General features: G+C 65.3%; 22 protein-coding genes. 12 read left to right on the top strand and 10 right to left on the bottom strand.

Annotation, left to right across the window (positions count from 1 at the left end; genetic code table 11):
* Nucleotides 1-8 precede the first annotated feature (8 nt).
* From cyoD to JQ566_RS00870, 4 genes are read right to left on the bottom strand one after another with little or no spacing between them, the layout of a single operon-like run.
* Nucleotides 9-395, bottom strand: a complete 387-nt coding sequence (cyoD, locus tag JQ566_RS00885) for a cytochrome o ubiquinol oxidase subunit IV (protein WP_212368200.1) — start codon at nucleotides 393-395, stop codon at nucleotides 9-11.
* The gene (locus JQ566_RS00880; protein WP_212368197.1) at nucleotides 392-1,033 is read right to left on the bottom strand and encodes a cytochrome (ubi)quinol oxidase subunit III; all 642 of its coding nucleotides are present in this window, start codon (nucleotides 1,031-1,033) and stop codon (nucleotides 392-394) included. The genes cyoD and JQ566_RS00880 overlap by 4 nt, the downstream gene beginning before the upstream one ends.
* Nucleotides 1,033-3,033: a cytochrome o ubiquinol oxidase subunit I gene (gene cyoB, locus JQ566_RS00875; RefSeq protein WP_212371423.1), complete on the bottom strand. Its 2,001-nt coding sequence runs from the start codon at nucleotides 3,031-3,033 to the stop codon at nucleotides 1,033-1,035. Before cyoB ends, JQ566_RS00880 begins: the two co-directional genes overlap by 1 nt.
* On the bottom strand, nucleotides 3,023-3,856 hold the full coding sequence (locus JQ566_RS00870) for a cytochrome ubiquinol oxidase subunit II family protein (protein ID WP_212368183.1): 834 nt from the start codon (nucleotides 3,854-3,856) through the stop codon (nucleotides 3,023-3,025). Before JQ566_RS00870 ends, cyoB begins: the two co-directional genes overlap by 11 nt.
* A gap of 245 nt (nucleotides 3,857-4,101) precedes the next feature.
* On the opposite strand from JQ566_RS00870, the gene JQ566_RS00865 reads away from it, so the two are divergent.
* Nucleotides 4,102-4,902: an SDR family NAD(P)-dependent oxidoreductase gene (locus tag JQ566_RS00865; RefSeq protein WP_212368180.1), complete on the top strand. Its 801-nt coding sequence runs from the start codon at nucleotides 4,102-4,104 to the stop codon at nucleotides 4,900-4,902.
* A 54-nt stretch (nucleotides 4,903-4,956) separates the two neighbouring features.
* On the opposite strand, the gene JQ566_RS00860 is transcribed toward JQ566_RS00865, so the two are convergent.
* Nucleotides 4,957-6,267 (bottom strand): PQQ-dependent sugar dehydrogenase, encoded by a 1,311-nt coding sequence (locus JQ566_RS00860; RefSeq protein ID WP_249139230.1) that lies wholly within the window; start codon nucleotides 6,265-6,267, stop codon nucleotides 4,957-4,959.
* Nucleotides 6,268-6,532: 265 nt separating this feature from the next.
* Here JQ566_RS00860 and JQ566_RS00855 point away from each other — a divergent pair, with 265 nt between their 5' ends.
* The 4 genes from JQ566_RS00855 to JQ566_RS00840 all read left to right on the top strand — a co-directional run bounded on the left by JQ566_RS00855 (nucleotide 6,533) and on the right by JQ566_RS00840 (nucleotide 9,716).
* Nucleotides 6,533-7,723 (top strand): urate hydroxylase PuuD, encoded by a 1,191-nt coding sequence (locus JQ566_RS00855; RefSeq protein WP_212371421.1) that lies wholly within the window; start codon nucleotides 6,533-6,535, stop codon nucleotides 7,721-7,723.
* Between the two features lie 144 nt (nucleotides 7,724-7,867).
* Complete coding sequence (locus JQ566_RS00850; protein ID WP_212368174.1) at nucleotides 7,868-8,725, top strand: VOC family protein; 858 nt, start codon at nucleotides 7,868-7,870, stop codon at nucleotides 8,723-8,725.
* 77 nt (nucleotides 8,726-8,802) lie between these two features.
* The gene (locus tag JQ566_RS00845) at nucleotides 8,803-9,090 is read left to right on the top strand and encodes a hypothetical protein (protein ID WP_212368171.1); all 288 of its coding nucleotides are present in this window, start codon (nucleotides 8,803-8,805) and stop codon (nucleotides 9,088-9,090) included.
* A 167-nt stretch (nucleotides 9,091-9,257) separates the two neighbouring features.
* Nucleotides 9,258-9,716, top strand: coding sequence for an NUDIX hydrolase (locus JQ566_RS00840; RefSeq protein ID WP_212368169.1), 459 nt, complete (start codon nucleotides 9,258-9,260; stop codon nucleotides 9,714-9,716).
* A 24-nt stretch (nucleotides 9,717-9,740) separates the two neighbouring features.
* Here the strand turns inward: JQ566_RS00840 and JQ566_RS00835 are convergent, their stop codons facing one another.
* Nucleotides 9,741-10,724: a Bug family tripartite tricarboxylate transporter substrate binding protein gene (locus JQ566_RS00835; RefSeq protein ID WP_212368166.1), complete on the bottom strand. Its 984-nt coding sequence runs from the start codon at nucleotides 10,722-10,724 to the stop codon at nucleotides 9,741-9,743.
* A gap of 428 nt (nucleotides 10,725-11,152) precedes the next feature.
* Between JQ566_RS00835 and JQ566_RS00830 the strand changes: the two genes are divergently transcribed.
* Nucleotides 11,153-11,815, top strand: a complete 663-nt coding sequence (locus JQ566_RS00830; RefSeq protein WP_212368163.1) for a hypothetical protein — start codon at nucleotides 11,153-11,155, stop codon at nucleotides 11,813-11,815.
* Complete coding sequence (locus tag JQ566_RS34785) at nucleotides 11,812-12,102, top strand: HGGxSTG domain-containing protein (RefSeq protein WP_349643295.1); 291 nt, start codon at nucleotides 11,812-11,814, stop codon at nucleotides 12,100-12,102. Before JQ566_RS00830 ends, JQ566_RS34785 begins: the two co-directional genes overlap by 4 nt.
* A gap of 82 nt (nucleotides 12,103-12,184) precedes the next feature.
* On the opposite strand, the gene JQ566_RS34440 is transcribed toward JQ566_RS34785, so the two are convergent.
* Nucleotides 12,185-13,045 (bottom strand): TetR/AcrR family transcriptional regulator, encoded by an 861-nt coding sequence (locus JQ566_RS34440; protein ID WP_212368157.1) that lies wholly within the window; start codon nucleotides 13,043-13,045, stop codon nucleotides 12,185-12,187.
* 182 nt (nucleotides 13,046-13,227) lie between these two features.
* On the opposite strand from JQ566_RS34440, the gene JQ566_RS00815 reads away from it, so the two are divergent.
* The 5 genes from JQ566_RS00815 (at nucleotide 13,228) to JQ566_RS00795 (ending at nucleotide 20,680) form a co-directional block, all read left to right on the top strand.
* Complete coding sequence (locus JQ566_RS00815) at nucleotides 13,228-15,288, top strand: TonB-dependent siderophore receptor (protein WP_212368153.1); 2,061 nt, start codon at nucleotides 13,228-13,230, stop codon at nucleotides 15,286-15,288.
* A gap of 21 nt (nucleotides 15,289-15,309) precedes the next feature.
* Complete coding sequence (locus JQ566_RS00810; RefSeq protein WP_212368150.1) at nucleotides 15,310-16,440, top strand: PepSY-associated TM helix domain-containing protein; 1,131 nt, start codon at nucleotides 15,310-15,312, stop codon at nucleotides 16,438-16,440.
* Between the two features lie 297 nt (nucleotides 16,441-16,737).
* Nucleotides 16,738-17,982 carry an MFS transporter gene (locus tag JQ566_RS00805; RefSeq protein ID WP_212368134.1) on the top strand — a complete coding sequence of 415 codons (1,245 nt, stop codon included), beginning with the start codon at nucleotides 16,738-16,740 and terminating at the stop codon, nucleotides 17,980-17,982.
* 33 nt (nucleotides 17,983-18,015) lie between these two features.
* Nucleotides 18,016-19,209, top strand: a complete 1,194-nt coding sequence (locus tag JQ566_RS00800) for a M20/M25/M40 family metallo-hydrolase (RefSeq protein WP_212368131.1) — start codon at nucleotides 18,016-18,018, stop codon at nucleotides 19,207-19,209.
* Between the two features lie 322 nt (nucleotides 19,210-19,531).
* Nucleotides 19,532-20,680 (top strand): amidohydrolase, encoded by a 1,149-nt coding sequence (locus tag JQ566_RS00795; protein WP_212368128.1) that lies wholly within the window; start codon nucleotides 19,532-19,534, stop codon nucleotides 20,678-20,680.
* 72 nt (nucleotides 20,681-20,752) lie between these two features.
* On the opposite strand, the gene JQ566_RS00790 is transcribed toward JQ566_RS00795, so the two are convergent.
* From JQ566_RS00790 to JQ566_RS00780, 3 genes are all read right to left on the bottom strand, one after another.
* Nucleotides 20,753-21,940, bottom strand: a complete 1,188-nt coding sequence (locus JQ566_RS00790; RefSeq protein ID WP_212368111.1) for a CaiB/BaiF CoA transferase family protein — start codon at nucleotides 21,938-21,940, stop codon at nucleotides 20,753-20,755.
* Between the two features lie 84 nt (nucleotides 21,941-22,024).
* Nucleotides 22,025-23,374 (bottom strand): ferredoxin reductase family protein, encoded by a 1,350-nt coding sequence (locus tag JQ566_RS00785; protein ID WP_212368108.1) that lies wholly within the window; start codon nucleotides 23,372-23,374, stop codon nucleotides 22,025-22,027.
* 169 nt (nucleotides 23,375-23,543) lie between these two features.
* On the bottom strand, nucleotides 23,544-25,829 hold the full coding sequence (locus tag JQ566_RS00780; RefSeq protein ID WP_212368105.1) for a heavy metal translocating P-type ATPase: 2,286 nt from the start codon (nucleotides 25,827-25,829) through the stop codon (nucleotides 23,544-23,546).
* Nucleotides 25,830-25,831: the final 2 nt, after the last annotated feature.

The raw sequence follows: 25,831 nt of genomic DNA, 5'->3' as shown, positions 1-25,831 counted from the left end.
CTCCCCCGCTACTGACGCATCATGATCTGGTCCATCGGCGGCATGTTGGCGTTCAGATGCGCCATGATCCAGACCGTGCCTCCGACCACCAGGAAGACGATCAGGAGCCCGAAGGCGAGCGCAAGCACGTTGTTGGTGTTGTCGGGGCCCGTGGTGATGTGCAGGAAGAATACGAGGTGCACGCCCATCTGTGCGATCGCAAGCACGATCAGCGCGACGGGAATCGAAGGCTGCCAGACCAGATCGGTGCCGGCGATGAAGAACGACGTCGCCGTGAGCAACAGCGCCAGAACAAGACCGACGACATAACCCAGGATCCGCTCACCGACGCTATGCTGCTCTTCCTCGCCCGGTGCGAGGTCGTGCCCGGCCGGAATATGCGTCTGATCGCTCATGGGGCACCCCCAAGCAGGTAGACGACGGAGAACACCCCGACCCAGATGATGTCGAGTGCGTGCCAGAACAGCGCAAAGCACATCATCCGCCGCAGCACGTCGGCGCGAAAGCCTTTTGCAAAGACCTGGGCCATCATGGTGAGCAGCCAGAGCACGCCGGCGGAGACGTGCAGGCCGTGGCAACCGACCAGCGAGAAGAACGCGGTCAGGAACGCACTGCGCGACGGGCCGTAGCCACGCGCGACGAGGTCGGCGAATTCGCGGAACTCGATTGCCAGGAATATGAGGCCGAGCACGCAGGTCACGGTCATGCCGAGATAGAACCAGAACCGGTTGCGCACGTCGGCGGCGATGCTGGCCATGCCGCAGGTGAAGCTCGATAGCAGCAGGCAGACCGTCTCGATCGCGACGTTCCTCTGCTCGAAGATCTCCGCCCCTTTCGGGCCGCCGGCGGTCTGGCCGACCAGCACGGCATAGGCCGCGAAGAAGCAGGAGAACATCACGATGTCGGAGAGCAGGAAGATCCAGAAGCCGTAGGCGGTCACGATCCGCTTCGGCGCGGGGCCGGGATGCTCGATGACGACGCCGATGTGATGGGGATCGGCACGGGCGTGGCCGACGGTCGCGGTTATCGCCATCAGACCGCTCCCGCCATGCTGACGAGGCTGCGCCGTTCCTCGATATTGATGCGGTCGATGCGGGCGACCTCCTCGGCCGGGATGACGTATTCGTCATGGTCGCGCCAGGCGAACACGACGAAGGTCGCGAACGCGCCGATACCCCCCAGGATCACCATCCACCAGATGTGCCAGATCAGCGCGAAGCCCATGATAGTGGCGAAGAACGCGCAGACGAATCCGGTAGGAGAATTGCGCGGCATCTCGATGTCCTGATATTCGGGCTCTTCATGCTCGAACGATTGCTGCCGGGCATGCGCCTTCATCTCCCAGTAGGCATCCTCGCCACGCACATCTGGATTGAACGCGAAATTGAACACCGGCGGCGGCGACGAGGTCGCCCATTCCAGCGAGCGCCCGTCCCAGGGATCGCCGGTGCGATCGCGCAGCGCCTCGCGATTGCGGATGCTGACCACGAGCTGCACGATCTGGCAGATCACGCCGATCGTCAGCACGGCCATGCCGACTGCCGCAACGATCATCCAGGGCCGCCACGCCGCGACGTCGTAGTGCTGCATGCGGCGGGTCATGCCGAGCATGCCGGCGATGTAGAGCGGCATGAAGGTGACGTAGAAGCCTGTGAAGGTGAACCAGAACGCGGCCTTGCCCCAGCGCTCGTCGAGGCGGAAACCGAACGCCTTCGGAAACCAGTATTCGAAGCCGGCGAAGGCGCCAAACAGCACGCCGCCGATGATGACGTTGTGGAAATGCGCAACCAGGAACATGCTGTTGTGGAGCATGAAATCGGCCGGCGGCACCGCGACGAGGACGCCCGTCAATCCACCGATGATGAAGGTGACCATGAAGCCGACCGACCACAGCATCGGCGTCGCAAAACGGATGCGGCCGCCATACATCGTGAACAGCCAATTGTAGATCTTCACGCCGGTTGGTATCGCAATGATCATGCTGGCGATGCCGAAGATGGCATTGACGTCGGGCCCAGCCCCCATCGTGAAGAAATGATGCAGCCAGACCATGAAGGAGATGACGCAAATCGCCATGGTCGCCAGCACCATGGAGCGATAGCCGAACAACGCCTTGCCGGAGAAGGTCGAGACCACCTCCGAGAAGATGCCGAAGGCGGGCAGCACCAGGATGTAGACCTCCGGATGTCCCCAGGCCCAGATCAGGTTCATGAACATCATGACGTTGCCACCGGCCTCGTTGGTGAAGAAGTGGAAGCCGAGATAGCGGTCGAGCAGCAGCATCGCGAGCGTCGCGGTGAGGATCGGGAACGCGGCGACGATGAGGAGGTTCGAGGCCAGCGTGGTCCAGCAGAACATCGGCATGCGCAGATAGTTCATGCCCTTCGTGCGCAGCTTCAGCACGGTGGTGACGAGATTGATGCCGGCCACCAGCGTGCCGACGCCGGATATCTGCAGCGACCAGGCGTAGTAGTCGACGCCGACGCCGGGCGAGTAGGACAATTCCGACAGCGGCGGAAAGGCGAGCCAGCCGGTGCGCGCGAACTCGCCGACCACGAGCGAGATATTGACCAGCAGCGCGCCTGTCGCGGTCAGCCAGAAGCCGACGGAATTGAGCGTCGGAAACGCGACGTCGCGCACGCCGAGCTGGAGCGGCACGATCAGGTTCATCAGCCCGATCACGAACGGCATCGCCACGAAGAAGATCATGATGGTGCCGTGCGCCGAGAAGATCTGGTTGTAGTGCTCCGGCGGCAAATAGCCCTGCGACTGGTAGGCCACCGCCTGCTGGATCCGCATCATGATGGCGTCGCTGCCGCCGCGCAGCAGCATCACCGAGGCGAGCAGGATGTACATGACGCCGATGCGCTTGTGATCGACGCTGGTGATCCATTCGCTCCAGAGATAGGGCAGATGTCCCTTCACCACGACCCAGGCCAGCACGCCGAGGATCGCGACCAGCACCATCGCGCCGGCAACGAGCGGAATCGGCTGATCAAACGGAATGGCCGACCAATCGAGCTTACCGAGCATCATGGCCTCCACTGTGCGGCCGGCCTGCTTCGGATGCGAGCTCCGGCCCGGGCCCCGGCGGAATGTGCTGGGTCGCGATCAGGTCGAACAGCCGGGGATCATCCAGGCGGTAGACAGGCCGGCCCTTCTCGACGCCCTGCTGCATCAGCTTCTTGTAGCTGTCCGCATTGAGCACGGCATCGGTCTTCGCAGTGGCCGCCACCCACTCCGGAAAGGCGAGCGGCGAGATCACGTTGACGTCGAACATCATGTCGGGGAAACCGTCGCCGGAGAAATGCGCGGACAGGCCCTGAAGCTTGCCTTCATTGTCGGCGCGCAGGTTCAGCTTCGTCACCATGCCGTTCATGGTGTAGATCATGCTGCCGAGCTGCGGGATGAAGAACGTGTTCATCACGCTCGACGATGTCAGCTGGAAGTTCAGTTCGGCGCCGGCGGGCACCGTCAGCGTGTTGACGGTGGCGATGCGCTGGTCCGGATAGATGAAGAGCCATTTCCAGTCGAGCGACACGGCCTGGATCCGCACCGGGCTGCCGGTGCCCGGCACCGGCGCGGCCGGATCGAGCTGGTGCGAGCCGATCCAGGCGACGCCACCGAGCAGAATGACCGTGAGTGCAGGGATTGCCCACACCACCATTTCAACGCGGCCGGAATAGACGAACTCAGGCTGGTAACGCGCTTTGGGATTCGAGGCGCGAAACCAGAAGGCAAAAGCCAGAATCGCGAAAATGGTCGGCACCACGATCACGAGCATGATGAAGACGGAATCGACCAAAATGGTGCTGTTGGCCGCAGCCACGGGCCCTTGCGGATCGAGCAGATTCATCGGCAAGCCACTGGCGGTTGGGAAGCCCCGGGACTGAGCCTAGCGCGGGAAAGGCTCCCGCAGCAAACGCTGCGACCTCGGAACGGTTCCTGGATTGCAAGGTTCAGCCATGCGCGACGGACCGGGCGCAACATGCAATTCCATGTGATGTCAATGACATGAACGCAGAAGCCACGCCCTTCTCTCCGGTCGGGGCGATTGCTAATCTGCACGAAAATAATGAACCAGCGTGGGAGTGAGCCGAGATGCGCTTGAAGGACAAGGTCGCGATCGTCGTCGGGGCCGGGCAAAGCCCCGGCGAAGGCATGGGCAACGGCCGCGCCACCGCGCTGACCTTCGCGCGCGAGGGCGCGAAGGTGTTGTGCGTCGACCATCATCTGGAATCGGCGCAGGAAACGGTGGCGATGATCACCGCAAAACATGGCACCGCCGCGGCCTTCAAGGCCGACGTGACCAAAGCTGCGGACATCAAGGCGATGGTTGCCGACACGCAGTCGCGCTGGGGCCGGATCGACGTGCTGCACAACAATGTCGGCGTCAGTCTGTCGGGCGGCGATGCCGAGCTGCTGCAATTGACCGAGGAGGCGTTCGACCGCGTCGTTGCCATCAATTTGAAGAGCTGCATCCTGGCGGCGAAAGAGGTGATCCCGATCATGCGCGTGCAACGCAGCGGTGCCATCATCAACATCTCGTCTATGGCGGCGATCACGACCTACCCTTACGTCGCCTACAAGGCGACGAAGTCGGCGATGATCGCCTTCACCGAACAGCTCGCCTATCAGAACGCCGAATACGGCATCCGTGCCAACGTCATCCTGCCCGGCCTGATGAACACGCCGATGGCGGTCGACACCCGCGCCCGCGAGTGGCACAAGACCCGCGCCGAAGTCGAAGCCGAACGCGACAGCAAGGTGCCGCTGCGCAAGAAGATGGGCACCGGATGGGACGTCGCCAACGCCGCGCTGTTTTTGGCGAGCGATGAGGCGAACTTCATTACGGGTGTGACGCTGCCGGTGGATGGTGGAGCGAGTGTGAGGAGGGGGTAAAGCGAGCGCGGTGCTCTTACCCTCCCCTGGAGGGCCCTCCAGGGGAGGGTGAAGTCAGCGCACGCTCGTCACCCGCCAGATCGTGCCGTTGCCATCTTCCGACACCAGCAGCGATCCATCCTTGGCCACGGCGATGCCGACCGGACGCCCCCACACCTCCGAGTCGCTCACCACGAACCCCGTGACGAAATCCTCGTACTCCCCGGTCGGCCTGCCGTCCTTCATCTTGATGCGGATGACCTTGTAGCCGGTGCGCTTCGACCGGTTCCACGAGCCGTGCTCGGCGGCGAAGGCGTCGCCCTGGTATTCGGACGGAAACTGCAGGCCCTGGTAGAAGGTCATGCCGAGCGAGGCCGAGTGCGGCTGGATCAGCACGTCGGGCACTGTCACCTTGTCCTTGAGATCGGGCCGCGCGCCGGCGTGGCGCGGGTCCTCGTTGCCGCCGATGTAGAACCACGGCCAGCCGTAGAACGCGCCCTCCTTCACGCTGGTGACGTAGTCGGGCACGAGGTCGTCGCCGAGGCCGTCGCGCTCGTTGGTCGAGCACCAGGGCAGGCCGGTCTGCGGCTGGATTGCGAGGCCGACGCAGTTGCGGAGGCCGGTGGCGTAGATCTTCCGCTCCTTGCCGTCGGGATTGAAGGCCAGCACCGCGGCGCGCTCGAGCTCGCTGGCCCATGTTGCGCCAAGCGGTTGCGCTTTCGCCCACGCCTCCATCCCGCCCGGCGGCGTGCCCATGCCTTCGGCGACGTTGCTGAGCGACCCCACCGACACCAGCATGCGCTTGTTGTCGGGCGTGAAGGCGATATCGCGGGTGGAATGGCCGCCGTCATGCGGCAGGCTCGCCACGATCGTCTCCACCTTGCCACGCGCCTTGAGATCACCGGCCTGATAGGGGAAGCGGACGACGCTGTCGGTGTTGGCGATGTAGATCCATTGCGGATCGTCGCCGTTCGGAAAGAAGGCGATGCCGAATGGCTGCCGCAAACCGCTCGCATAGACCTCATTGGTCGCGACCTTGCCGCCCTCTCCAGCACGAAGCACGCGGAGGGTGCCCGCCCGCGTTTCCGCGACGAAGATATCGCCATTCGGCGCAACCCTCACGATGCGCGGCGCGCGCAGGCCCTCGGCGAACAGCTCGATCTTGAATCCGGCCGGCACCTGGAGCGCGGCCTCCGGCGGGCGCGGCACCACGCGTGACGAGCTCGCAACCGACCGCGTGGCGCCGGGCCTGACCAGATCCTGCGGCCGGATCAGCCTGACCGTGCCGGGCTTGTCGGCCCGCCAATCGCCATAGGCGTCCTTGCCTTGCAGCACCGGCTCGGCCTGCGCGCCGGCCGCAACTGCGACCGGCAGCCCTGCGAGCATCGCCACGAACGATATCCTGTTGCCCACGTCGTCTTTCTCCTCGCCTTGCAAAGGTCGCGCGTCAACGCCGATCACCCGCAAATGGTCTGCAGCAGGTCCGACGCCTGCCGAATCCCACATCAGCTCATGCCCGCACGATGTGCATCAGCTGCAGCCCATCATACTGGAAAACGCAGCTGATCGGTGCGACACATTGCGAGGGCGACGACGGCCGGTCGCGGTCATCGAGGCTTGCGGCATGGCTGTCGCGACTGATGGGAAGATCATGTGGGGATCCGTCATATCGGAATGGGCGAGCCTGCTGCTGCGCTGGCTGCACGTGGTGGCCGCGATCGCCTGGATCGGCAGTTCCTTCTATTTCATCGCCCTCGATCTCAGCCTCAGGCCTAGAGGCGATCTGCCTGATGGCGTGCAGGGCGAAGCCTGGCAGGTCCATGGCGGTGGCTTCTACCGGATCATGAAATACCTGGTGGCCCCGAGCCAAATGCCGGACGAGCTGACCTGGTTCAAATGGGAAGCCTACACCACCTGGCTGTCCGGTTTCGCATTGATGGTGGTGGTGTACTATCTCGAGGCCGATCTGTTCCTGGTCGACAAGTCGATCCTCGACCTCACGCCATTTCAGGCCGGCCTGTTCAGCCTCTGCAGCCTGGCGCTGGCGTGGCTGCTCTATGAAGCCGCCTGCCGCACCGGGCTCGCGCAGCGCGAGCTGCCCTTTGCCGTCGGCGGCTATCTGTTCCTGGTCGCGCTCACTTACGCCTTCACCCATGTGCTGAGCGGACGCGGCGCCTTCAACCAGATCGGCGCGATCATCGGCACCATCATGGTGGCTAATGTCTTCGCGCTGATCATCCCGAACCAGAAAAAGATCGTGGCCAGCCTCATCGCGGGCCGGGCTCCCGATCCAAGACTCGGCAAGGCCAGCAAGGAACGCTCGGTCCACAACAACTATCTGACGCTCCCCGTGGTCGTGCTGATGATCAGCAACCATTATCCCCTGCTCTACGCCACGCGCTTCAACTGGATCATCGTCGCGATCATCCTGGCGCTGGGGCCGGTGATCCGCCACTTCTTCAACGAGCGCCATGCCGGGCGCAACTCGCCGTGGTGGGTGTGGGGCGTGGCGGCCGTGGGCGTGATCGCGATCCTGTTCCTCTCCGCCGCCGGCCCGCGCGAGGTGAAGACGGGGGCATTGTCGATGCCGCCGACGCGCGCCAATGTGGAGGAGATCGTGATCTCCCGCTGCAGCATGTGCCACGCGGCCGAGCCGGTCTGGGCCGGCATCGTGACCGCCCCGAAAGGCATCCTGCTCGACGCGCCCGAGCACATCCATCGCAACATCCGCCTGATCGGGCGTGCGGCCGCCTGGTCCAATGCCATGCCGCCGGGCAACATCACCGAGATGACCAGCGAGGAGCGCGCAATCCTCGCCGCCTATATCGAGCAGGCGCGCTGACGTGCGCCGCACGAGGATGCCTTGCGCGGAATGAAATTCCGCCTCCAGCGCTGAATTGAAAATGACTTGGCCGCCTATCCGGCGTAGACATGACCGGCAGCCGCCGGCGCGGCCCAAAGTCAGCTTGAAAATCGGGGAAGAACAGTGGCCCTCAAGAACATCATCGGTATCGACCACGCCGTGGTCATGGTGAAGGACCTCGACAAGGCCGCCGAGAATTATCGGCAACTCGGCTTCACTATCTCCCCGCGCGGCACCCACAGCGTCCACATGGGCACGGGCAACTACACCATCATGTTCGACCCCGATTATATGGAGCTGCTCGGCGTGCTCGCTGCGACCGAGCTCAATGCGCCGGCGCGCGCCTTCCTCGACAAGCGCGGCGAAGGCATCGAGCGCATCGCCTTCACCGCAGTCGATTCCGCCGCCGGCGCCGAGGAGATTCGTGCACGGGGCCTGGAGCCGATCGGCCCGACCGATTTCGAACGTCCCGTGACGCTGCCAAACGGCACGGTCTCGGCGGCGAAATTCCGCACCTTCATGTGGCCGACCGCGGAAGCGCCGGGCGGCGTGCGCATTTTTGCGTGTCAGCACAAAACCCGCGAGACCGTGTGGATTCCCGAGTTGATGACCCACGCCAATGCGGCCAAGCGGATCAGGCAGACGCTGATCGCCACGCCCGAGCCGGCGCAGGAGGCCGTGCATCTCGGCCGGATCATCGACCGCGAGCCGACGACCGACGCCGACGGCGCCGTTACGGTGCTCTCCGGCGGCGATCGCGCCGACTTCGTCTATCTGACGCTGGACCAGCTCGCCAAGCGCTATCCCGGCGTGCCGCTCGCGGGACTCTCCGAGCGCGGCGGGGCCGCGCTGGTGCTGGTCAGCGGCGATCTCGCGGCGACGGAAAAGGCGCTGGGTTCAGCCGCCGTGCGGAGCGGGGCTGCGATCTGCGTGCCGCCGGCCAAGGCCAACGGCACCCTGCTCGCCTTTGTTGCCGGCTGATTTGAACTAATTCTTTAACGGGTGTTTACCCGGCGGCTGTAGGTTTCCCGGCGATCCAAGCCACCGGGACCAAGCGCATGTTCAAAGAGGGATCGCCGATCGCCTATGACGCGCCGGCCGAGCTGAAGAAGTGGCCGTCGCTCAAAGGCGAGAGGCAGAAGGATCGAGGCCCGCCCTATCTCGTCTACAACGGGACGCTCGCCGACTGTGTCCGTGAGCTCATGGGCAAGCCGATCAAGGGCATCTCGCTCTACGACATCATGACGAAGCCGCAGGCCGCCTTCGACCAGACCGTGCTGTCGCCCGGCGATGCCGCCGAGATCGCGATGCGCAAGGATTTTCCCAAGGATTCTCCCAAGGCGTAAGCGCCGACCGGCCACCCGTCCGGTTAGTGATCGGAGCCGCTCGCTTGCGCGGCTCCGATCTCGATCGTCTAGTCGATCTCTCGATCACCCGACGCTCGCGCGGCTCGCTCTGTTCCGGTATTTTCCCGAACCAATAGGCTGCCGCCCACGCCTGCACGGAACCTGCAATGCCATCGAAGAGTGCCGGGATCATCGCCTATCGCAAGCGACGGAACATCGAGGTGCTCCTCGTCCATCCCGGCGGGCCGTTCTGGCGCAACAAGGATTCCCGCGCATGGTCGATCCCGAAGGGCGAGTACGCGGACGGAGAAGACGCAGAGGGTGCCGCGCGACGCGAGTTCGCCGAGGAGCTCGGGCTTGAGCTGTCCGTGCCGCTGAGCCCGCTTGGCGAGGTCAGGCAGCGCGGGGGCAAGCTCGTCACCGCGTTCGCGGCAGAGCTCGACATCGACGTGCGCAGCATTCGCAGCAACACGTTCGAGATGGAATGGCCGCCGCGCAGCGGCAAGCGGCAGGCCTTTCCGGAAGTCGACCGCGCCGAATGGTTCACCCTCGACGCGGCACAGGAGAAGATCAATGCGGGACAGCGTCCGCTGCTCGATCGGCTGGAGCAGCTGATCGGCGGATAGCGCGTCGCGCTCGCCGGCCGCGCCTCACTCCGCCTTGATGTTCGCGGCCGCGACCACCTCGGCGAGCTCCTTGGTCTCCTTCGCGATCTTCGCGGCGTAGTCGGTCTGGCTGAGCACGCTGACGACACCCTGCGAGCCGAGCTTCTCCGCGACCGCCGGATCCTTGGCGGCAGTGACGATCTCCCGGTGCAGCGTCTCCAGGATCGGCGCGGGCGTCGCCTTCGGCATGAAGAAGCCGACCCAGAACGAGATGTCGAAGCCGGGATAACCTGCTTCCGCCACGGTCGGCACGTCGGGCAGCGCCGGCAACCGCTCGGCCGACGACACCGCCAGCGCGCGCAGCTTGCCGGCCTTCACCAGTGGCACGGCGGAGAGCGGATCGAACACCGCCAGCACCTCCTGCGCGAGGATGCCGACCTCGGCGGCCGAACCGCCGCGATAGGGCACGTGGATCAGCTTGATGCCGGCCTTCTGGCTGAGCAGCTCCATGGCGAGATGGGCGAGGTTGCCGTTGCCGCCGGAGCCGTAGGCGAGCGCGCCGGGCGCGGCCTTTGCGGCAGCGACGAGATCGGCCACCGACTTGATGTTCGCCGTCTTGGGATTCTCGGGATTGACGACGAGGACGAGCGGGGCCGACACGACCGTGGTGAGCGGCGCAAAGTCGACTTGCGGATCGTAGCGGATCTCCTTGAACAGCGTCTTGTTGAGCGTGATCGTCGACGAGTTGCAGGCGAGCATGGTGTAGCCGTCCGCATCGGCGCGCGCGACGCCTTCGGCGGCGATCATGCCGTTGGCGCCGGCACGGTTCTCGACCACGAAGGGCTGGCCGAGCTTGTTACCGAGGCGATCGCCAATGATGCGCGCGACGACGTCGACCGGACCGCCCGCGCTGAAGCCGACCATGACCTTGACCGGCCGCGACGGGTATTTCTGCGCGAGCGCCTCTGTCGCCGGCACCGAAGCGCACAATCCGGCGATGACTGCCAGCAGGCGGGCGGTTCGTTGCATTCGTTCTCTCCCAGACCTCTTGGCGCCGCTTGTGCATGTTTGTTGGTGCGACGCCTTCGAAGATCATGATTAGCGGCCGTGCCGGATTTCGCAATCGCGTTCGGGCGCCGGCATTCCGCCGCACGGCACGTGCGCGCCGCTTCCAAACAAAAAGTGCGAAAACAACCCCATGCACAGTAGCCGGCCCCCTGTCGGAACAAGGACTTGCGCAGGGAAAAGAATTTTTCGGATTTACGAAATCGATTTTGACTCGTCGGGCAAAACAGTGGCATGATGGCATCATCGCAACAATCGTGAGCGTCACGGCCTGCCCGACCGCAGCCGCCCCGACGCGGTTGCGCGTAAACCCTTCATCGACATTCCGAAATTCGCATTCGCGCGCAGCAGCGAACGCTCGCTCGCGCCTGCGCCGTCAAAGGACACAGCACATGACGACAGCTCTCGAACGCCACATCACCTCGCCGCTCACGGCAAGCCATCGCAGCGGGCCCGCCGTGAGCCCGCGGGTCAAGCTCTACAAGCGCCGCATTGCGATCAGCCATCCGGACCCGCAGGCCGGCGAGCGGTTGCTGGCCGAGGCGCTCGGTGCCGTCGACCGCGACGCGATGCACGGCATGCTGAGGCAATTGGTCAAGGCGAGCGTGATCGGACAGAAGCCCGACGAAGCCAACCTCGCCTTCATGATCTCGACCATCAGGAGCATCGCGCCGAAGGATTCCATCGAGGCCATGCTGGCGTCCCAGATGGTGTCGGTTCACATGGCGGCGATGCGTTGCGCCTGCCGACTCGCCTGCACCGACGGTCTGCCGCAGCAGGAGAGCGTCACCCGCGCACTGACCCGGCTCTCCCGCACCTTCGCCGCCCAGGTCGAGGCGCTGAATCGCCACCGCAACAGCGACGCGCGCTCGATCACCGTGCAGAACCTGTCGGTGCAGGACGGTGGACGGGCGATCGTGGGCAACGTCACGCAGCATGCGCAGCTGATCGGCGCCGATCCGGACACCGCGGCAGGTCCAGGACTCGTCGCGTCCCGCGAAGCCGGCGAGCGCGAACACGACCGGGCCGCCACAAGGCAAGGCGCCAACGCATGAGTGCCGGTCACATCCGCAACACGCGCGCGATGATGGCAAGCCCGCGCTGCGGTGCCGGCACACGCAGCGGCTTCGCCTGCTCCGCGCCCGCGGTACGCGGCAAGCCCCGCTGCCGCATGCATGGCGGCGCCGCGGGATCGGGAGCGCCATTGGGAAACCAGAATGCGCGAAAGCACGGCGCATTCACACGAGAACGGTTCGACGAGCGAAGGACGATCCGGGCACTGCTGGACGAGACGCGGAAGTTGTTGGTTGCGATGAAATCCACGCCTGACGCATCCGGCTGAGCAGCCTCAAGAATTGAGCTATTGATGGATCATATGGGGCCAAATGATCTATCTTTGGACCAGCCGCCGGCCGTGCTTGCGCCTATTCGCGTCGACCGGCAGCTCCTCCCAAGAATAATTTCCATGCCTTATCGAAATATAGCTTCCGCTCCTTGGCCGAGGCGAGCGGTTTGTAGCCGAACATCGCCAGAGTCGTCGGGCCGACGATGATGCTGTTGATGAGAAAGTCGGTCAGGAAATTGACGTCACCCGACACGATGCGCTGATCGGCCTGAGCTTTCGTGAGCGACGTCCGCAGCAGCGACATGATTGCATCGGGCTCAGGCTCGGCCTGGCTTCCGGCGGCCACCAGACTTTCGCTCGCGGCGATGCGCTTGAAGGCCACCAGTTCCGGATCGAGATTGATGTCGAGCAGAAGGCTTGCCAGCTCCTTGAGCTGCGCGAGGCTGTCTTGACCCGATTGCCTCACCTGAAGATCAGCCAATCGGGCCATGATCCGCCGGCGGCTTCGCTCGAGCACGGCGACGAAGATCGCCCGCTTCGACGGATATCGCCGGTAGATGGTGTCCTTGCCCGCCCCGCATTCCGAGACGACTCGCTCCATCGAGGTCGCGGCATAGCCATCCCGGGCGAACAATTCTGCAGCAACCGCAAGGATCCGCTCCTCGATCGCCTGCGCTTCGGCCTTGGTCGGCCGTCCGCCACGCCCTTCGCCGCCACGCCTCTTGGCGCGTCTGCCGGTCTTCAATGCCGTCTTCATGCCTTCCCCTGCGCGATCCCGGGAATCATTCTGGACTTTTAATAGTTCTAAATAAGCGAAAACGCCAACGACATAACTGGACAGTTCCGTCCCGTTTTGTTTTAAGCCAGCTCGCAGATTTTTGGTGGGGTTTTGGAATGGGAATGACCGGGAGATCGCAGCGGACTCTGCGAGGCGCGACACTTTTGCTTGGTTCTACCGCTTTTCTGGCGTTCGACGTACCGGCCGTTGCGCAAAGCTCCGCGCTACCGCCGGTCACGGTGGACGCACCGCAAGCACAACGGGCGGCACGCAACGTCACATCACAGCGTCAACAGGCGGCGACGCGGCGCAGCGCCCGGGCGAGGAGCAATCCGACGGCGCCGGTGCCGGCTGCTCCCGCGGCGGCATCCGCAACAGCCCGGCAGGACACGCGCGACCGGGTGCTTGCCACCAGCCAGTCGACGGCGACGAAGACGTCCACGCCCGTACTGGAGACACCGCAATCGGTCACCACGATAACGCGCCGGCAGATCGACGAGCAGAACCCGCAGACCGTCGGAAATGCCCTGCAATACACGGCGGGCGTCCTCTCCGAACGCGACGCAACCACCCGCTATGACAGCGTGTTCCTGCGCGGCATCGGCGGCTTCGGCACCTCCACCAATTTCGTTAGCTTCCTCGACGGATTGAAGCTGCCGCGCGGCCAGGCTTTTGCGGTCACGTCGATCGACGCGTTCCTGCTCGACCGCATCGAGGTCATCAAGGGCCCCTCGGCCGTCCTGTACGGACAGATCAGCCCCGGCGGTCTCGTCAATCTGGTCAGCCGCCAGCCGAACGACATTCCCTACAATGAAGCGCGTATCGAAGGCGGCAGCCACGGCCGCGTCCAGGGCGGCATCACCAGCCAGGGCGCATTGGATGCCGCGCATCAATGGCTCTACAGCTTCAGCGCAATCGGCCGGATGTCCGGCACGCGTTACGACGACGTGGACGAACAGCGCTTCGGCGTCGCGCCGGCGATTACGTGGCGCCCGGATGCCGATACGCAGCTGACGGTGTCCGGCTTCTACCAGCGCGATCCGAAGGGCGGCTATTTCAACTCGCTCTATCCGCAATCGCTCGCGCCCGCCGCGTACAAGCCCTATCTCAACCGCAATCTGAACATCGGCGACCCCGGCTTCGACCGCTTCGAGCGCGAGCAATCGGGCGTCGGATATGTGTTCGACCGCCGCCTGAACGATGTCGTCAGCTTCCACTCCGCGCTGCGTTACTCCAAGGTCGATACCGACTTCCAGTCGCTGCAAATGTTCGGCCCGCTCACCGCGGCCGGCACGATCCCCCGCGCGGCGATCCGGTCGACCGAGAGTGCCGAAGGCATCGCCGCCGACAACCGCCTGCGTTTCGACTTCAGGACGTCCGCGGTCGAGCACACCGTGCTCGCCGGCTGGGACCAGCAGAACACGCGCAGCTCGTGGCTCTATCAGTTCGGCGGCGCGACCTCGCTGGATGTCGTCAATCCCGCCTATTATCAACCGGTGGGAACGTTGTTCCCGTTCATCAACAACGACCAGTCGCTGTCGCAGACCGGCATCTACGTCCAGGACCAGATGAAGTTCGGCGGCTTCCGCCTGACGCTCGGCACCCGGCACGACTGGACGGAGCAGAACAACGACAACCGCATCTCGCTGGCCAAGACATCGCAGGACGCCGACAAGCAGACCTATCGCGCCGGCTTGCTCTATCTCTTCGACAACGGGCTCGCCCCCTATGTCAGCTATTCGACGTCGTTCGAGCCGACCATCGGTGTCGGGCCGGACGGACTGCCCTTCGTTCCCACGACGGGCGAGCAGTATGAAGGCGGCCTGAAATACAAGCCGGCCTTTGCCGACATGCTGTTCACGGCAGCCGTGTTCGATCTGCGCCAGCAGAACACGCTGACGCCGTCTGCCGTGCCGGGCTTCAGCGTGCAGCAGGGCGAGATCCGCTCGCGCGGCATCGAGCTGGAGGCGCGCGGCAAGCCGACCGAGAACATCGAGATCATCGCGGCCTCGACCTTCCTCGACACCAAGGTGACGAAATCGACCGATCTCACCGCGATCGGCAAGCGACCTCAAGCCGTGCCGACGCATTTCGAATCGCTCTGGGCCAATTACAGCTTCCTCACCGGCGGCCTTGCCGGCCTGACCATCGGCGGCGGCGTGCGTTCGGTCGGGCCCAGCTATGGCGACGACATCAACAGCCTGGTATCGCCGGGATACGTCGTGGTGGACGCCGCGGTTCGGTACGATCTCGCCAATCTGGTGCGGGCCTGGAAGGGCGCGGAGGTCACGCTCAACGTCACCAACCTGTTCGACAAGAGCTACTACACCAGCTGCAGCTCCAACTTCTACTGCCAGTTCGGAAACGGCCGGCTGGTGCTCGCGGGCCTGCGCTACAGATGGTGATCGCATGATGCTGTGCCGGCCATGACGGCGAGACGGCTGCGGTGGTGGTCCTGGGTTCACAAGTGGAGCAGCCTGATCTGCACGATCTTTGCGCTGCTGCTGTGTCTCACGGGGTTGCCCCTCATCTTTCACGAGGAGCTGGGACCAAATCCGGCCATCGACAAAGTCGCTGCACCCGGCATCCGCGCGTCGGTCGATACGATGATCGCCGAGGCGCTCGCCGAGCGGCCGGGTGAGGTCGTGCCATATCTGTTCTACGATCGCGAGAAACCAATCGTGAAGATACCGACGGCCGGCAGCATGACGTCTGCTCCGGACACCTTCTTCTACAAGGTGTTCGACGTCCGGACCGGCAAGGCACTCAGCGCCGATCAGCCCAACGAGGGCTTCATTTATGTCATGCTGCGGCTCCATGCCGATTTGTTTGCCGGCATCAAGGGCATGTTGTTCCTCGGCGGCATGGGACTACTGCTGACGGCTTCGATCGTCTCGGGCATGGTGCTGTACGGGCCGTTCGCGCGGCGCCTCAGGTTCGGCGAGATACGCAAGCGGCAGAGCAACCGGCTGCGCTGGCTGGACCTGCACAATCTGCTCGGCATCATCACCCTGGCCTGGTTCGGCATCGTCACGCTGACGGGCGTGATCAATACGCTGGCGGCGCCGATCGAGCTGATGTGGCAGTCGAACCAGTTGCTCGACATGGCCGCGCAAAACCGGGGTCAGGCGCAAGGAGACCGCAAAGCTCCGGTTGACCTGGTGCTCGCCAATGTCCGCGCGGCCGTGCCGGGAATGACCGTGACGACGCTCGCCTTTCCCGGCAGCCCATTTTCAACACCCACTCATTATGCGGCGTTCCTGACCGGGGATACGCCGCTCACGAGCCGCATTCTCAAGCCAGCCATCATCGATGCGGCCAGCGGCGAAGTCGTCGTGGTTCGCGACATGCCGTGGTACGCGACGGCATTGTTCGTGTCGCAGCCGCTGCATTTCGGCGACTACGGCGGGCTGCCGCTGAAGATCATCTGGGCGACCCTCGACATCGTCACCATCTTCATCCTGATCAGCGGCCTGTATCTCTGGCTCGCCAAATGGCGCTCAGGCCGCGCTGTCGTCGACGCGGTGGGAACAGCCTCGACTGAGGCTTCCCGATGAGCATAAGCCGGACAAGGCGGGCGCCCTGGGCGATCCCGGCGCTGCTGGCGCTCGTGACGCTGTTCGGTCTGCTTGCCGCCCTGGTCGGTGAAGGGGGCATTTGGTGGCCCCTTTCGTGGGTGACGCTGGCGGTGCCTTGCGTGTGCAGCGGTTGTTATCTCGTTCGCGGCCTGCGGCCGCCCGAGCAATCCTGACATCACATCCGGTCCGCCTCTGCACCAACGTATCCGTCCGGCCATTGGCACCCGCTCCCCAATCATGTAACCCCACCCAAAACCTCCTCGGGACGGGACGCTCATGACCACCGCCGCCAACGACGCGGGCACCGCCACCCGCGCGCTGATCTTCGCGCTGCTCGCGCTCGCCTGCGGCCACATGCTGTCCACCCTGCTGCGCACCATTCCGGCCGTGAGCCTCGACCTGATGGCGGCGGATTTCCACATCGAGCCGCAGACGCTGGCCAGCCTCACCTCGGTCTATCCCTTCGCCTTTGCGGCTTCGCAGATCCCGGTCGGCGCGGCGATGGACCGCTTCGGCGTGCGGCCGGTGTCGCTCGGCTTGCTGGCGGGGACCGTGTTCGGTGCGGTGGCCTCGGGGTTTGCGACGGGACCTGAGAGCTTTGCCGTCGGGCAGCTGCTGCTGGGCGTTGCCACCTCGGGCATGCTGATGTGCCCGATGACGCTGGCGGCCAAGCAATTGTCGCCGGGCCGCTTCGGTCTGTGGTCGGGCGCGATCCTCTCGATCGGCAATATCGGCATGCTGCTGTCGGCGAGCCCGCTCGCCCTTGTGGTCGACAATTGGGGCTGGCGCGCGGGGTTCTGGATCTCCGCGATCGGCGGCGTGGCGGTGGCGCTTGCGGTGTTCGCGCTGGTGCCGAACCAGCCGGCCGAGCACAAGGACGAGTCCTCGCCGCTTTCGCAGATGGTCGAGGTGCTCAGGCTCGGCCTCTCCCGTCCCTTGCGCGGCCTGATCGCGCTGGCGCTGGTATCGCTGGCGAGCACGCTGGTGCTGCGCGGCCTGTGGGGCGGGCCGTGGCTGATGGAGATCAAGGGACTGACGCGGGTCGAGGCCGGCAACCAGCTCGGCGCGTTCACGCTGGCGATGATCGTAGGCCCGCTGTGCATCGGCATGATCGACCGCAGGCTCGGCCGCCGCCGCGCGCTGGTGGCGGGCTCGCATCTGGCCGGGGCGGTGCTGCTGGCGCTGATGGCGTTGGGCGCACCGCATTACGCGGTCTCCACGCTGCTCGGCGTGCCCGTGATGCCGCCGCAATTCGATCTGGTGCTGTTCGTGCTGATTGGCCTTGCGACCTCCGCCCAGCCGCTGCTGTTCGGCATGTCGCGGCAGCTGGTCGACGCGCAGACCGCGGGCAAGGCGCTCGCGGCCGTCAACCTCGCGTTCTTTCTCGGTGCGGCCTTGATGCAGTCGGTGACCGGCGCGGTGGCAGCGCTCGCGGGTCTGCCGGCAGTGCTGCTGTTCATGGCTGCCATGCTGGCGCTCGGCGTGCTGATCTTCTTGGCTTACACCTCGCCAAGCCCCTAGGATGGCGCGCCCCGCTCGCTAGAGGAATCACTCATGCCCGTCGACACCAAAGCCGCCACCGACCGTCTCATGCGCTTCCTCACTGTGGAGGGCGTCACCGGACAGGAGGCGGCGATCGGGCGGGAGCTCACGGCCGCGCTGAAGGAGGCCGGCGTGCCGGCGAAGGCGATCCGGCTCGACGATGCCAACACCCGCATTCCCGTCCCGACCGAGACCGGCAACCTCATCGTCGACCTGCCCGGCCGCGGCGCGCTGCACAACCACCCCCGCATCATGTTCATGACCCACATGGACACCGTGCCGCTGTGCGCCGGCGCCAAGCCGAAGAAATCCGGGCGCAAAATCGTCAACGAGGCCAGGACCGCGCTCGGCGGCGACAATCGCTGCGGCTGCGGCGTGCTGGTGACGCTGGCCGCCGAGCTCGTAAAGCAGAAGCTCGATCATCCGCCGATCACGCTGCTGTTCTGCGTGCGCGAGGAGAGCGGACTCTACGGCGCGCGCCACGTCAAGCTCGACGAGCTCGGCTCGCCGGTGATGGCCTTCAACTATGACGGCGGCGCGGCTTCCAACGTCGTGATCGGGGCTGTCGGCGCCGACCGCTGGACCGTCGAGATCTTCGGCCGCGCCTCGCATGCCGGCGTCGCGCCGGAGCGCGGCATCTCCTCGACCATGATCATGGCGCTCGCGCTCGCCGACGTGAAGGCCGGCGGCTGGTTCGGCAAGGTGGTGAAGGGCAAGCAGCAAGGCACCAGCAATGTCGGCCCCGTCACCGGCGGCGAGGGCCGCCCGGCGGGCGATGCCACCAACGTCGTCACCGATTACGTGCATGTGCGCGGCGAATGCCGCAGCCATGACGGCAAGTTCTTCAAGGAGATCACCAAGGCCTACAAGGCCGCGTTCGAGAAGGCGGCCAAGAAGGTGACGAACGCGCAAGGCAAGTCCGGCAAGGTCAAGTTCAAGGCGGAGACGGACTATTATCCGTTCCGCATGAAGGAGAGCCTGCCCGTGGTCAAACGCGCGGTCGAGGCGGTCTCTGCCGTGGGCGGCACCCCGAACGTGCGCGCCGCCAATGGCGGCCTGGACGCCAACTGGATGGTCCGCCACGGCATTCCGACCGTCACCTTCGGCGCCGGCCAGAACGAGGCGCACACGGTCGACGAATGGATCAATCTCGACGAATACGACCGTGCCTGCGCGCTGGCGCTGCAGGTTGCGACGATGCGGTGAGGCAGGTTGTAGGGTGGGTTAGCCGTGCGGGCCGCGCGCAGCGCAGACCGCCCGGCGTAACCCACCCTACGAAGAAAGAATCGAACGTGACACCCATTGCTCGTCATTCCGGGGCGCGACGAAGTCGCGAGCCCGGAATCCATTGGGCCACAGAGATTGCTGCGCGATGGATTCCGGGTTCGCGCCCACGGGGCGCGCCCCGGAATGACGGGGAAAAAGCGGCGCATTGCTGCACGCGAGGCATTCGCTGGCGCTTGATGCAGCGGCCCAATATTCGGCTATGCTGGTTGCAAGCCGGCCCTCCCAGCGAAAGATCCCTGCCTTGCCCCCCGAACTCCACCAGAAACTGACCGCGTGGCGCCAGCACCTGCATGCCCACCCCGAACTGTCGCTCCAGGAAAAAGCCACCGCCGCCTTCGTGCAGGACAAGCTGACCGAGCTCGGCATTCCCTTTGAAGCCGACATCGGCGGGCACGGCATCGTCGCGACCTTGACGCGCGGGCACGCACGAAGCCGGGTCGGCCTGCGCGCCGACATGGATGCGCTGCCGATCACCGAGGACACCGGCCTGCCATACGCCTCCAAGATATCCGGCGTGATGCATGCCTGCGGCCATGACGGCCACACCGCCTCGCTGCTGGGCGCAGCGGCACTGCTCGCCGCCGACACCGATTGGAGCGGCACGGTCGATTTCATCTTCCAGCCGGCCGAGGAAGGCTTTGGCGGCTCGCGCGCGATGGTCGCGGCCGGGCTGTTCGACCGCTTTCCGATGGAGCGGATATTCGGCTTCCACAACTGGCCGGGCCTTGCCGCCGGCACCATCGCGGTCCATGACGGCGTCGTCATGGCCTCGGGCGGGCGCATCACCATCACCATCGAGGGGCATGCCGGTCACGCCGGCATGCCGCATCTGACGCGCGATCCGGTGGTGGCGGCAGGCCATTTGATCGTGGCGCTGCAATCGGTCACCTCGCGCAGCGTCGATCCGCTCGACACCGCCGTGCTGTCGTTGTGCACGATCGAAGGCGGCACCGCGCCGAACCAGATCGCCGGACGCGTCACCATCCGCGGCACGCTGCGGTATCACCGCGAGGCGGTCAAGGGCACCATCCTCGACGGCATCGAGCGCACCTGCGCCGGGATAGCGACCGGCTTCGGCGTCAAGGTCACGCCCGAGATCGTCATGGGTGTCGGCGTCGTGATCAACACGCCTGATGAGGCCGACCTCGCGCGCATCGCCGCGGAGAAGGTGCAGGCGCCGGTGCGGCGCGACCTTCCGCCCAGCATGGCCGGCGAGGATTTTGCCCATTATCTGCAGCAGCGGCCGGGCGCCTTCGTCTGGATCGGCAATGGCGCGTTGCGCGAGGGTGCCGAGCTGCACGGCCCGCGCTACGATTTCAACGACGCGATCCTGCCGGTGGCCTCCGCCTGGATGGCCGAGGTGGCCAAGACGGCGCTGGCGACGAACTGAAGCGCGACGAGATTGGGTTTAATCGCTTTCCACGGCACCTCCGCCGCTGCAGCGATCATGCCTCATAATGCGCTAAACGACGCCGCCCTGCCGAAGCGCTGCGATCGCCGCCTTGTCGTAGCCGAGCTCGGCGAGGACGCGATCGGTGTGCTCGCCGAGTGTCGGCGGACGGCTCGCGATGTCGCCCGGCGTTTCCGACAGCCGCACCGCGGCGCGGGCGACCGGCGCCTGTTTCGGCAGGCCCGGATAATCGACGTCCTGCATAAAGCCGGCGGCGCGGATGTGCGGATGATCCAGCGCCTGTTGCGGTGAGAGCACCGGGCCGGTCGGGATCATCGCCTGGCCCAGCGTATCGACCGCCTCCTGCGTGGTACGCTCGGCGCACCAGCGCGCCATCCGCTCGCTGATGATGCGGCCGTTGTTGCCGCGGCTGATGTCGTCGGCAAAGCGCGGATCGCTCAGCCAAAGCTCCTCCTCACCCATCAGCCTCGCCCAGCGCTTGAACAGCGGATGGCCGGTGACCTGGCACAGCACCCAGCCGTCCTTGGTGCGGTAGATGTCGGCGGGCGCCGCGGTCTGGCCGAGATTGCCCGTCGGCACGCGGTTGACGTTGATGACGGCCTGCTCGATCAGCGTGGCATTGGTGAAGGACAAAGCGGTTGCGAGCAGCGCGCCCTCGACGATCTGCCCGCGCCCGGATTTGCCGCGCTCGATCAGCGCGGCGAGCGTGCCGAACGCGCAATGCAGCGCGGTGCCGAAATCGACCCAGTTCACGGCGGCCCGATACGGCGGATCGCCCGCGCCCGTCATGTAGACCGAGCCCGACATCACCTGCCCGACGCCGTCGAAGCCGACGCGGTCGGACCAGGGACCCGGCCCGCCGAACGCAGTCGCCGTGGTCAGGATGATGTCCGGCTTGATCGCCTTGAGCGAATCGTAGTCGAGCTTCATCGCGCGCAGGGTCTGCGGCGGCAGATTGGCGACCACGACGTCCGCGGTCGCGATCAGGCGGCGCATCACCTCCTGGCCTTCCGCCTTCATCGGATCGAGCGTGATGCACTTCTTGTTGCGATTGACCTGGAGAAACAGCGCGCCCTCGCCGCCTTCGCCCACCGGCGCCACGAAACGATCCTCGCTGCCGTCGCGCTTCTCGACGCGGATGACCTCGGCCCCGAACTCGGCCAGCAAGGTCGCACAATAGGGCCCGGCGATGTAGCGCCCGAAATCGAGCACGCGCACGCCCTCCAGAACTCCTCCCATCGAACCCTTCCCTGTTGTTTGTTGCAGATTACAGGGACTGGCCGCCAGGGCAAGTTGGGAAGCGGGATGCGCATGCGACTTTCATCATCGCATCGCGAACAGCTCCTGATGAAACCGCTGTTCGACGGGGAAGCCGAGCACGCTGAAGTCTCGCCTGAGCGCTTCGCCGAAAGCTGCCGGACCACAGAACCAGATGCTCGCCTGACGCCATTGCGGTACGGCTTCGCGAATGCGTTCGCCGGTCAGATGTCCATCGCGGGCGTCAATGAGAACGTGGAGACGAACATCTGCCGAGCGCGCATCTGCTGCAAGCTTGCCGAGGGCTTCCTCATCCACATCGGCGGTGGTGTGAAAGAGGTCAACCGCCTGCGCGACAGGGCAACCAGGAACATCCTTCATGGCCGCCTGTTTCATGCGGGCAACGAAGGGCGTGATGCCGATACCGCCGCCGATCCAGATCTGATGCGAGCAATCATCGTCGAACGTGAAGCAGCCATAGGGCCCCTCCACCTTCACCTCCTGCCCGACACGGAGCTTCTCACGCAGCCTGCTGGTGTGGTCCCCAAGTTCCTTGGTGATGAAGATGATCCTGGGGTCTGCCGCGTTCCAGCCGGAGGCGATCGTGTAGGGATGCGCGCCCTCGGAGACATCGGACGTGGCGAAGGCGAACTGGCCCGGCCGATGCCCCGGCCAGCCGTGGGGCACCTCGATTTCGGTCTCGATCGCTCTGACGCCGGGATAATATTTGAGCGAGGTGATCCTGCCTTGGACCTGCCGCCTAGCCCCAATGCGCCGCAACAGCGTAACAGCCGCCGCCCATGTCCCGAACGCAAGCAGCGCCCCCACGATCCAGCCGAGCGGCGACATCCAGTAGCCGAACTTCATCAGCGTGATCGCATGAAAGACCAGAACCAGATAGGCGATGGCGAGCAACCGATGCGTCTTGTAGAAGAGCCGATAGGGGAACATTTGAATGAGCGCCAAAGCAATCAGCACCACAGTGCCGTAGAAGGCCCACTCGCCCAGTCCCTCCGCCGGTCCATGCAGGCCGACAAAGAAGGCCTCGATGGGATTCTCGATGGCGGGCCTTGCCCCACGCTGCGGTCGGGTCAGCAAACCCCAACCGACCGCCCATTTCGGGGCATTGGCCCAGAGCCAATGGATAATGGCAGTCACAAGCGCCGCGATACCGAGCCATTTGTGCAAGCGATACATCTTGTCGAGACCGCCCAGCCAAGCCTCCGGCCAGCGCGGCCGCAGCGCGAGGATCATCGCCATGCTCATGCAACCGATTGCCAGGACGCCGCTCAATTGCACCATCCTCTCGCGAAGTGGGAAGAAGGAGCCCGGCCCAAATGGCTGGGGCTCCGCAACCAGCCACAGCACGACGAGAGCCGCCAGAGTGCCCCACAATACCCGTTTGAGCTTCTGCATGCCGTCCTTCCCTCGCGACCTTACGGCGCCAGCTTGAACCGATCGAGCTGTGTTGCATTGAGCTGACTCAAGGCTGCCTGTGATCAGCTGTACGGGCTCATTGAGAGCAGAAACGCCAGTCTCGCGATGAGGCAATGGCCGGGATGCCAGCGCATGGCACGGCTATCGCCTATGCCGCAACGGCCTCGTAGATATCCTCCTCCTGGGCCGTGTGCATGCGCACCAGCGTCTCGATCGCCTCGATCACGCGCTGAGCGTCTCGAACAAGGTAGCGATCGATCTTCTCCGACGGCAGATCCTCCGCGATCCGGGCGAGCAGCCGCGCTAGATGCAATATCTCGCGATGCGCACGGCTCATGGCAGAGAGCCCGTGGCGGTCGCGCAGCACCTCCGTGAGCTTCGGATAGACGCTGTCTTCATCCTCGCGTTCATGCATCACGACGCTGCCCTGGACCAGTCGATCGGCCTCACCAATCAACGCAGCGGCGGATTCGGGCACCGCATCGTCCAGCGCATCGACGATCTGGCGCAGGCGGTCGAGGTCCTTGAGCAGGGCCTGATGATCGTGATGCAGCGTCAGCCCCTGTTCCGCGGTGAGGCGCGGACCGCTGCTGGCGAGGGACGGATTGAGCGCTCGCAGCGCGTTCAGAATGACGGCAACATCGATCACCTCCTGAACGATCGCGGCGGGTACGGGATCGAGCCAGCCAAGGCTGGCAGCGGCCATTGCCGCCAGCGACAACCCCATCCCGACGAAGATGCTTTGCAGGGCAATGCGCCGCGCGCGCTGCGCGATGATGATCGCTTCGCCGACCCGATCCAGCCGATCGGTGAGAATGACCACATCTGCCGCCTCGGAGGAGGCGCTTGCACCGCGCGCGCCGAGCGCGACCCCGGTGTCAGCCACGGCCAGCGCCGGGGCATCATTGATGCCGTCGCCGACCATGATGGTCGGATGCAGCCGCTGTTCGCTGCGCACCGCCTCGACCTTGTCTGAGGGAATCCGATCGGCCAGCACGGCATCGAGATCGAGCGCCGCACCGATGGCCTGCGCCGCCGCGGCGCGATCGCCCGTGACCATCACCATCCGCGCGATGCCGGCATCGCGCAGCAGCCGGATCGCGCGTGGCGTATCGGCTCGCAATTCGTCTGCCAGCAGCAACGCGCCGATGAGACGGCCGTCCACCGCGACAAAGACGATCAGCGCCGAGCGCCATGAGGCACGTCGAATCGCCCGCAGCTCCCATGGCGAGAGCTCGGCGCGCGAGAGAAGCATCTCTCGCGAGCCCGCCATGACGTGGCGTCCGTCGATCTGGCCGCTGAGGCCGGAACCCATGGCCTCCTTGACGTGTTCCGGCGGTTTCAGGCTGAGCCCCTGGGCGTGGGCCGCAGCGACGACGGCCTTTGCCAGCACGTGATGCGAAGCTTGCTCGAGCGACGCCCCGAGCGTGAGGACCTCATCCGGATCCTCGCCTGGCGCAACTTCGACCGACAGCAACCGCGCCCCGCCCACCGTCAGGGTCCCGGTCTTGTCGAACAGCACGGTGTGCGCGCGGGCCAACGCCTCCAGCGCCTTCCCGCCCTTGACCAGGATGCCGCGGCGGGCCGCTTGGGCCACCCCGGCAATGAAGGCGACGGGTGCGGCCAGGATCAGGGGGCAAGGCGTCGCTGCCACCAGCACGGCAAGGCTGCGGGTGACGTCGCCGGAGATGTGCCATGCCACAAAGGAGATGACGAGTGTCACCGGCAGAAAGATCAGCGCATACTGGTCGGCCAAGCGCACGAAGGGAGCTCTCGCCGTTTGCGCCGCAGTCACCATGCGCACGATGCCCGCATAGGTGCTCTCGCTGGCCGCCGCGGTCACGGTCAATTGGAAGGTCTCGCCCGCATTCAGCGAACCGGAAAGAACGGCGCTTCCGCGTGTCTTCTCCACCGGAATCGGTTCGCCGGTAACCGCGGACTCGTCGATCGTGGCGAAGGCGGACGCAACGACACCGTCGACCGGTACGATCTCGCCGGCCTTAACCAGGAGCTCCTCGCCGACCGCGACGTCCTCGATCGGAACATCCTCGATCCGCTCGCCGGATTTGCGATGGACCTGCCGCGGCGCCCGATCAACCAGGGATCGCAGATCATGCTCCGCCCGTGCGACCGCGATCTCCTCCAGCACGTTGCCGCCGGAATACATCAGTGCGACCACGGCTCCTGCGAGCGGCTGTCCGAGCGCCAACGCCGCACTCATCGACAGCAGCGCGATCGCATCCACTCCGACGCGGCCGCTCAGCAGATCCTGGACGATCGAGACCGCCAATCCTGCAATCACGGGCGCCGTGCCGAGCGCCCACGCGACATCGGCCAGATCAGGCCGGCCCGCGGCTCGCGCGAGAGTGCCCGCAATCAATCCCGCGATTGCGATCGCAACCAGAGCCCATCGCAAGACCCGATCAAACGACATGG

Source organism: Bradyrhizobium sp. SZCCT0231 (genome assembly GCF_018130245.1).
Taxonomy (GTDB): domain Bacteria; phylum Pseudomonadota; class Alphaproteobacteria; order Rhizobiales; family Xanthobacteraceae; genus Bradyrhizobium; species Bradyrhizobium japonicum_F.
Note: the sequence above shows the minus strand (reverse complement) of the source record. Positions and strands in the feature narration are given on the sequence as shown.

Bases quoted from the DNA above. Each gene is read 5' to 3' on its own strand.
- JQ566_RS00855 (WP_212371421.1), top strand. From the start codon at position 6,533: ATGTGGGGATCCGTCATATCGGAATGGGCGAGCCTGCTGCTGCGCTGG.
- JQ566_RS00845 (WP_212368171.1), top strand. From the start codon at position 8,803: ATGTTCAAAGAGGGATCGCCGATCGCCTATGACGCGCCGGCCGAGCTG.
- JQ566_RS00790 (WP_212368111.1), bottom strand. From the start codon at position 21,940: ATGGGAGGAGTTCTGGAGGGCGTGCGCGTGCTCGATTTCGGGCGCTAC.
- JQ566_RS00780 (WP_212368105.1), bottom strand. From the start codon at position 25,829: ATGTCGTTTGATCGGGTCTTGCGATGGGCTCTGGTTGCGATCGCAATC.
- JQ566_RS34785 (WP_349643295.1), top strand. From the start codon at position 11,812: ATGAGTGCCGGTCACATCCGCAACACGCGCGCGATGATGGCAAGCCCG.
- JQ566_RS00835 (WP_212368166.1), bottom strand. From the start codon at position 10,724: ATGCAACGAACCGCCCGCCTGCTGGCAGTCATCGCCGGATTGTGCGCT.
- JQ566_RS00785 (WP_212368108.1), bottom strand. From the start codon at position 23,374: ATGCAGAAGCTCAAACGGGTATTGTGGGGCACTCTGGCGGCTCTCGTC.
- JQ566_RS00865 (WP_212368180.1), top strand. From the start codon at position 4,102: ATGCGCTTGAAGGACAAGGTCGCGATCGTCGTCGGGGCCGGGCAAAGC.
- JQ566_RS00840 (WP_212368169.1), top strand. From the start codon at position 9,258: ATGCCATCGAAGAGTGCCGGGATCATCGCCTATCGCAAGCGACGGAAC.
- JQ566_RS00830 (WP_212368163.1), top strand. From the start codon at position 11,153: ATGACGACAGCTCTCGAACGCCACATCACCTCGCCGCTCACGGCAAGC.
- cyoD (WP_212368200.1), bottom strand. From the start codon at position 395: ATGAGCGATCAGACGCATATTCCGGCCGGGCACGACCTCGCACCGGGC.
- JQ566_RS00800 (WP_212368131.1), top strand. From the start codon at position 18,016: ATGCCCGTCGACACCAAAGCCGCCACCGACCGTCTCATGCGCTTCCTC.
- JQ566_RS00860 (WP_249139230.1), bottom strand. From the start codon at position 6,267: ATGCTCGCAGGGCTGCCGGTCGCAGTTGCGGCCGGCGCGCAGGCCGAG.
- JQ566_RS00805 (WP_212368134.1), top strand. From the start codon at position 16,738: ATGACCACCGCCGCCAACGACGCGGGCACCGCCACCCGCGCGCTGATC.
- JQ566_RS00880 (WP_212368197.1), bottom strand. From the start codon at position 1,033: ATGGCGATAACCGCGACCGTCGGCCACGCCCGTGCCGATCCCCATCAC.
- cyoB (WP_212371423.1), bottom strand. From the start codon at position 3,033: ATGCTCGGTAAGCTCGATTGGTCGGCCATTCCGTTTGATCAGCCGATT.
- JQ566_RS00810 (WP_212368150.1), top strand. From the start codon at position 15,310: ATGACGGCGAGACGGCTGCGGTGGTGGTCCTGGGTTCACAAGTGGAGC.
- JQ566_RS00870 (WP_212368183.1), bottom strand. From the start codon at position 3,856: ATGAATCTGCTCGATCCGCAAGGGCCCGTGGCTGCGGCCAACAGCACC.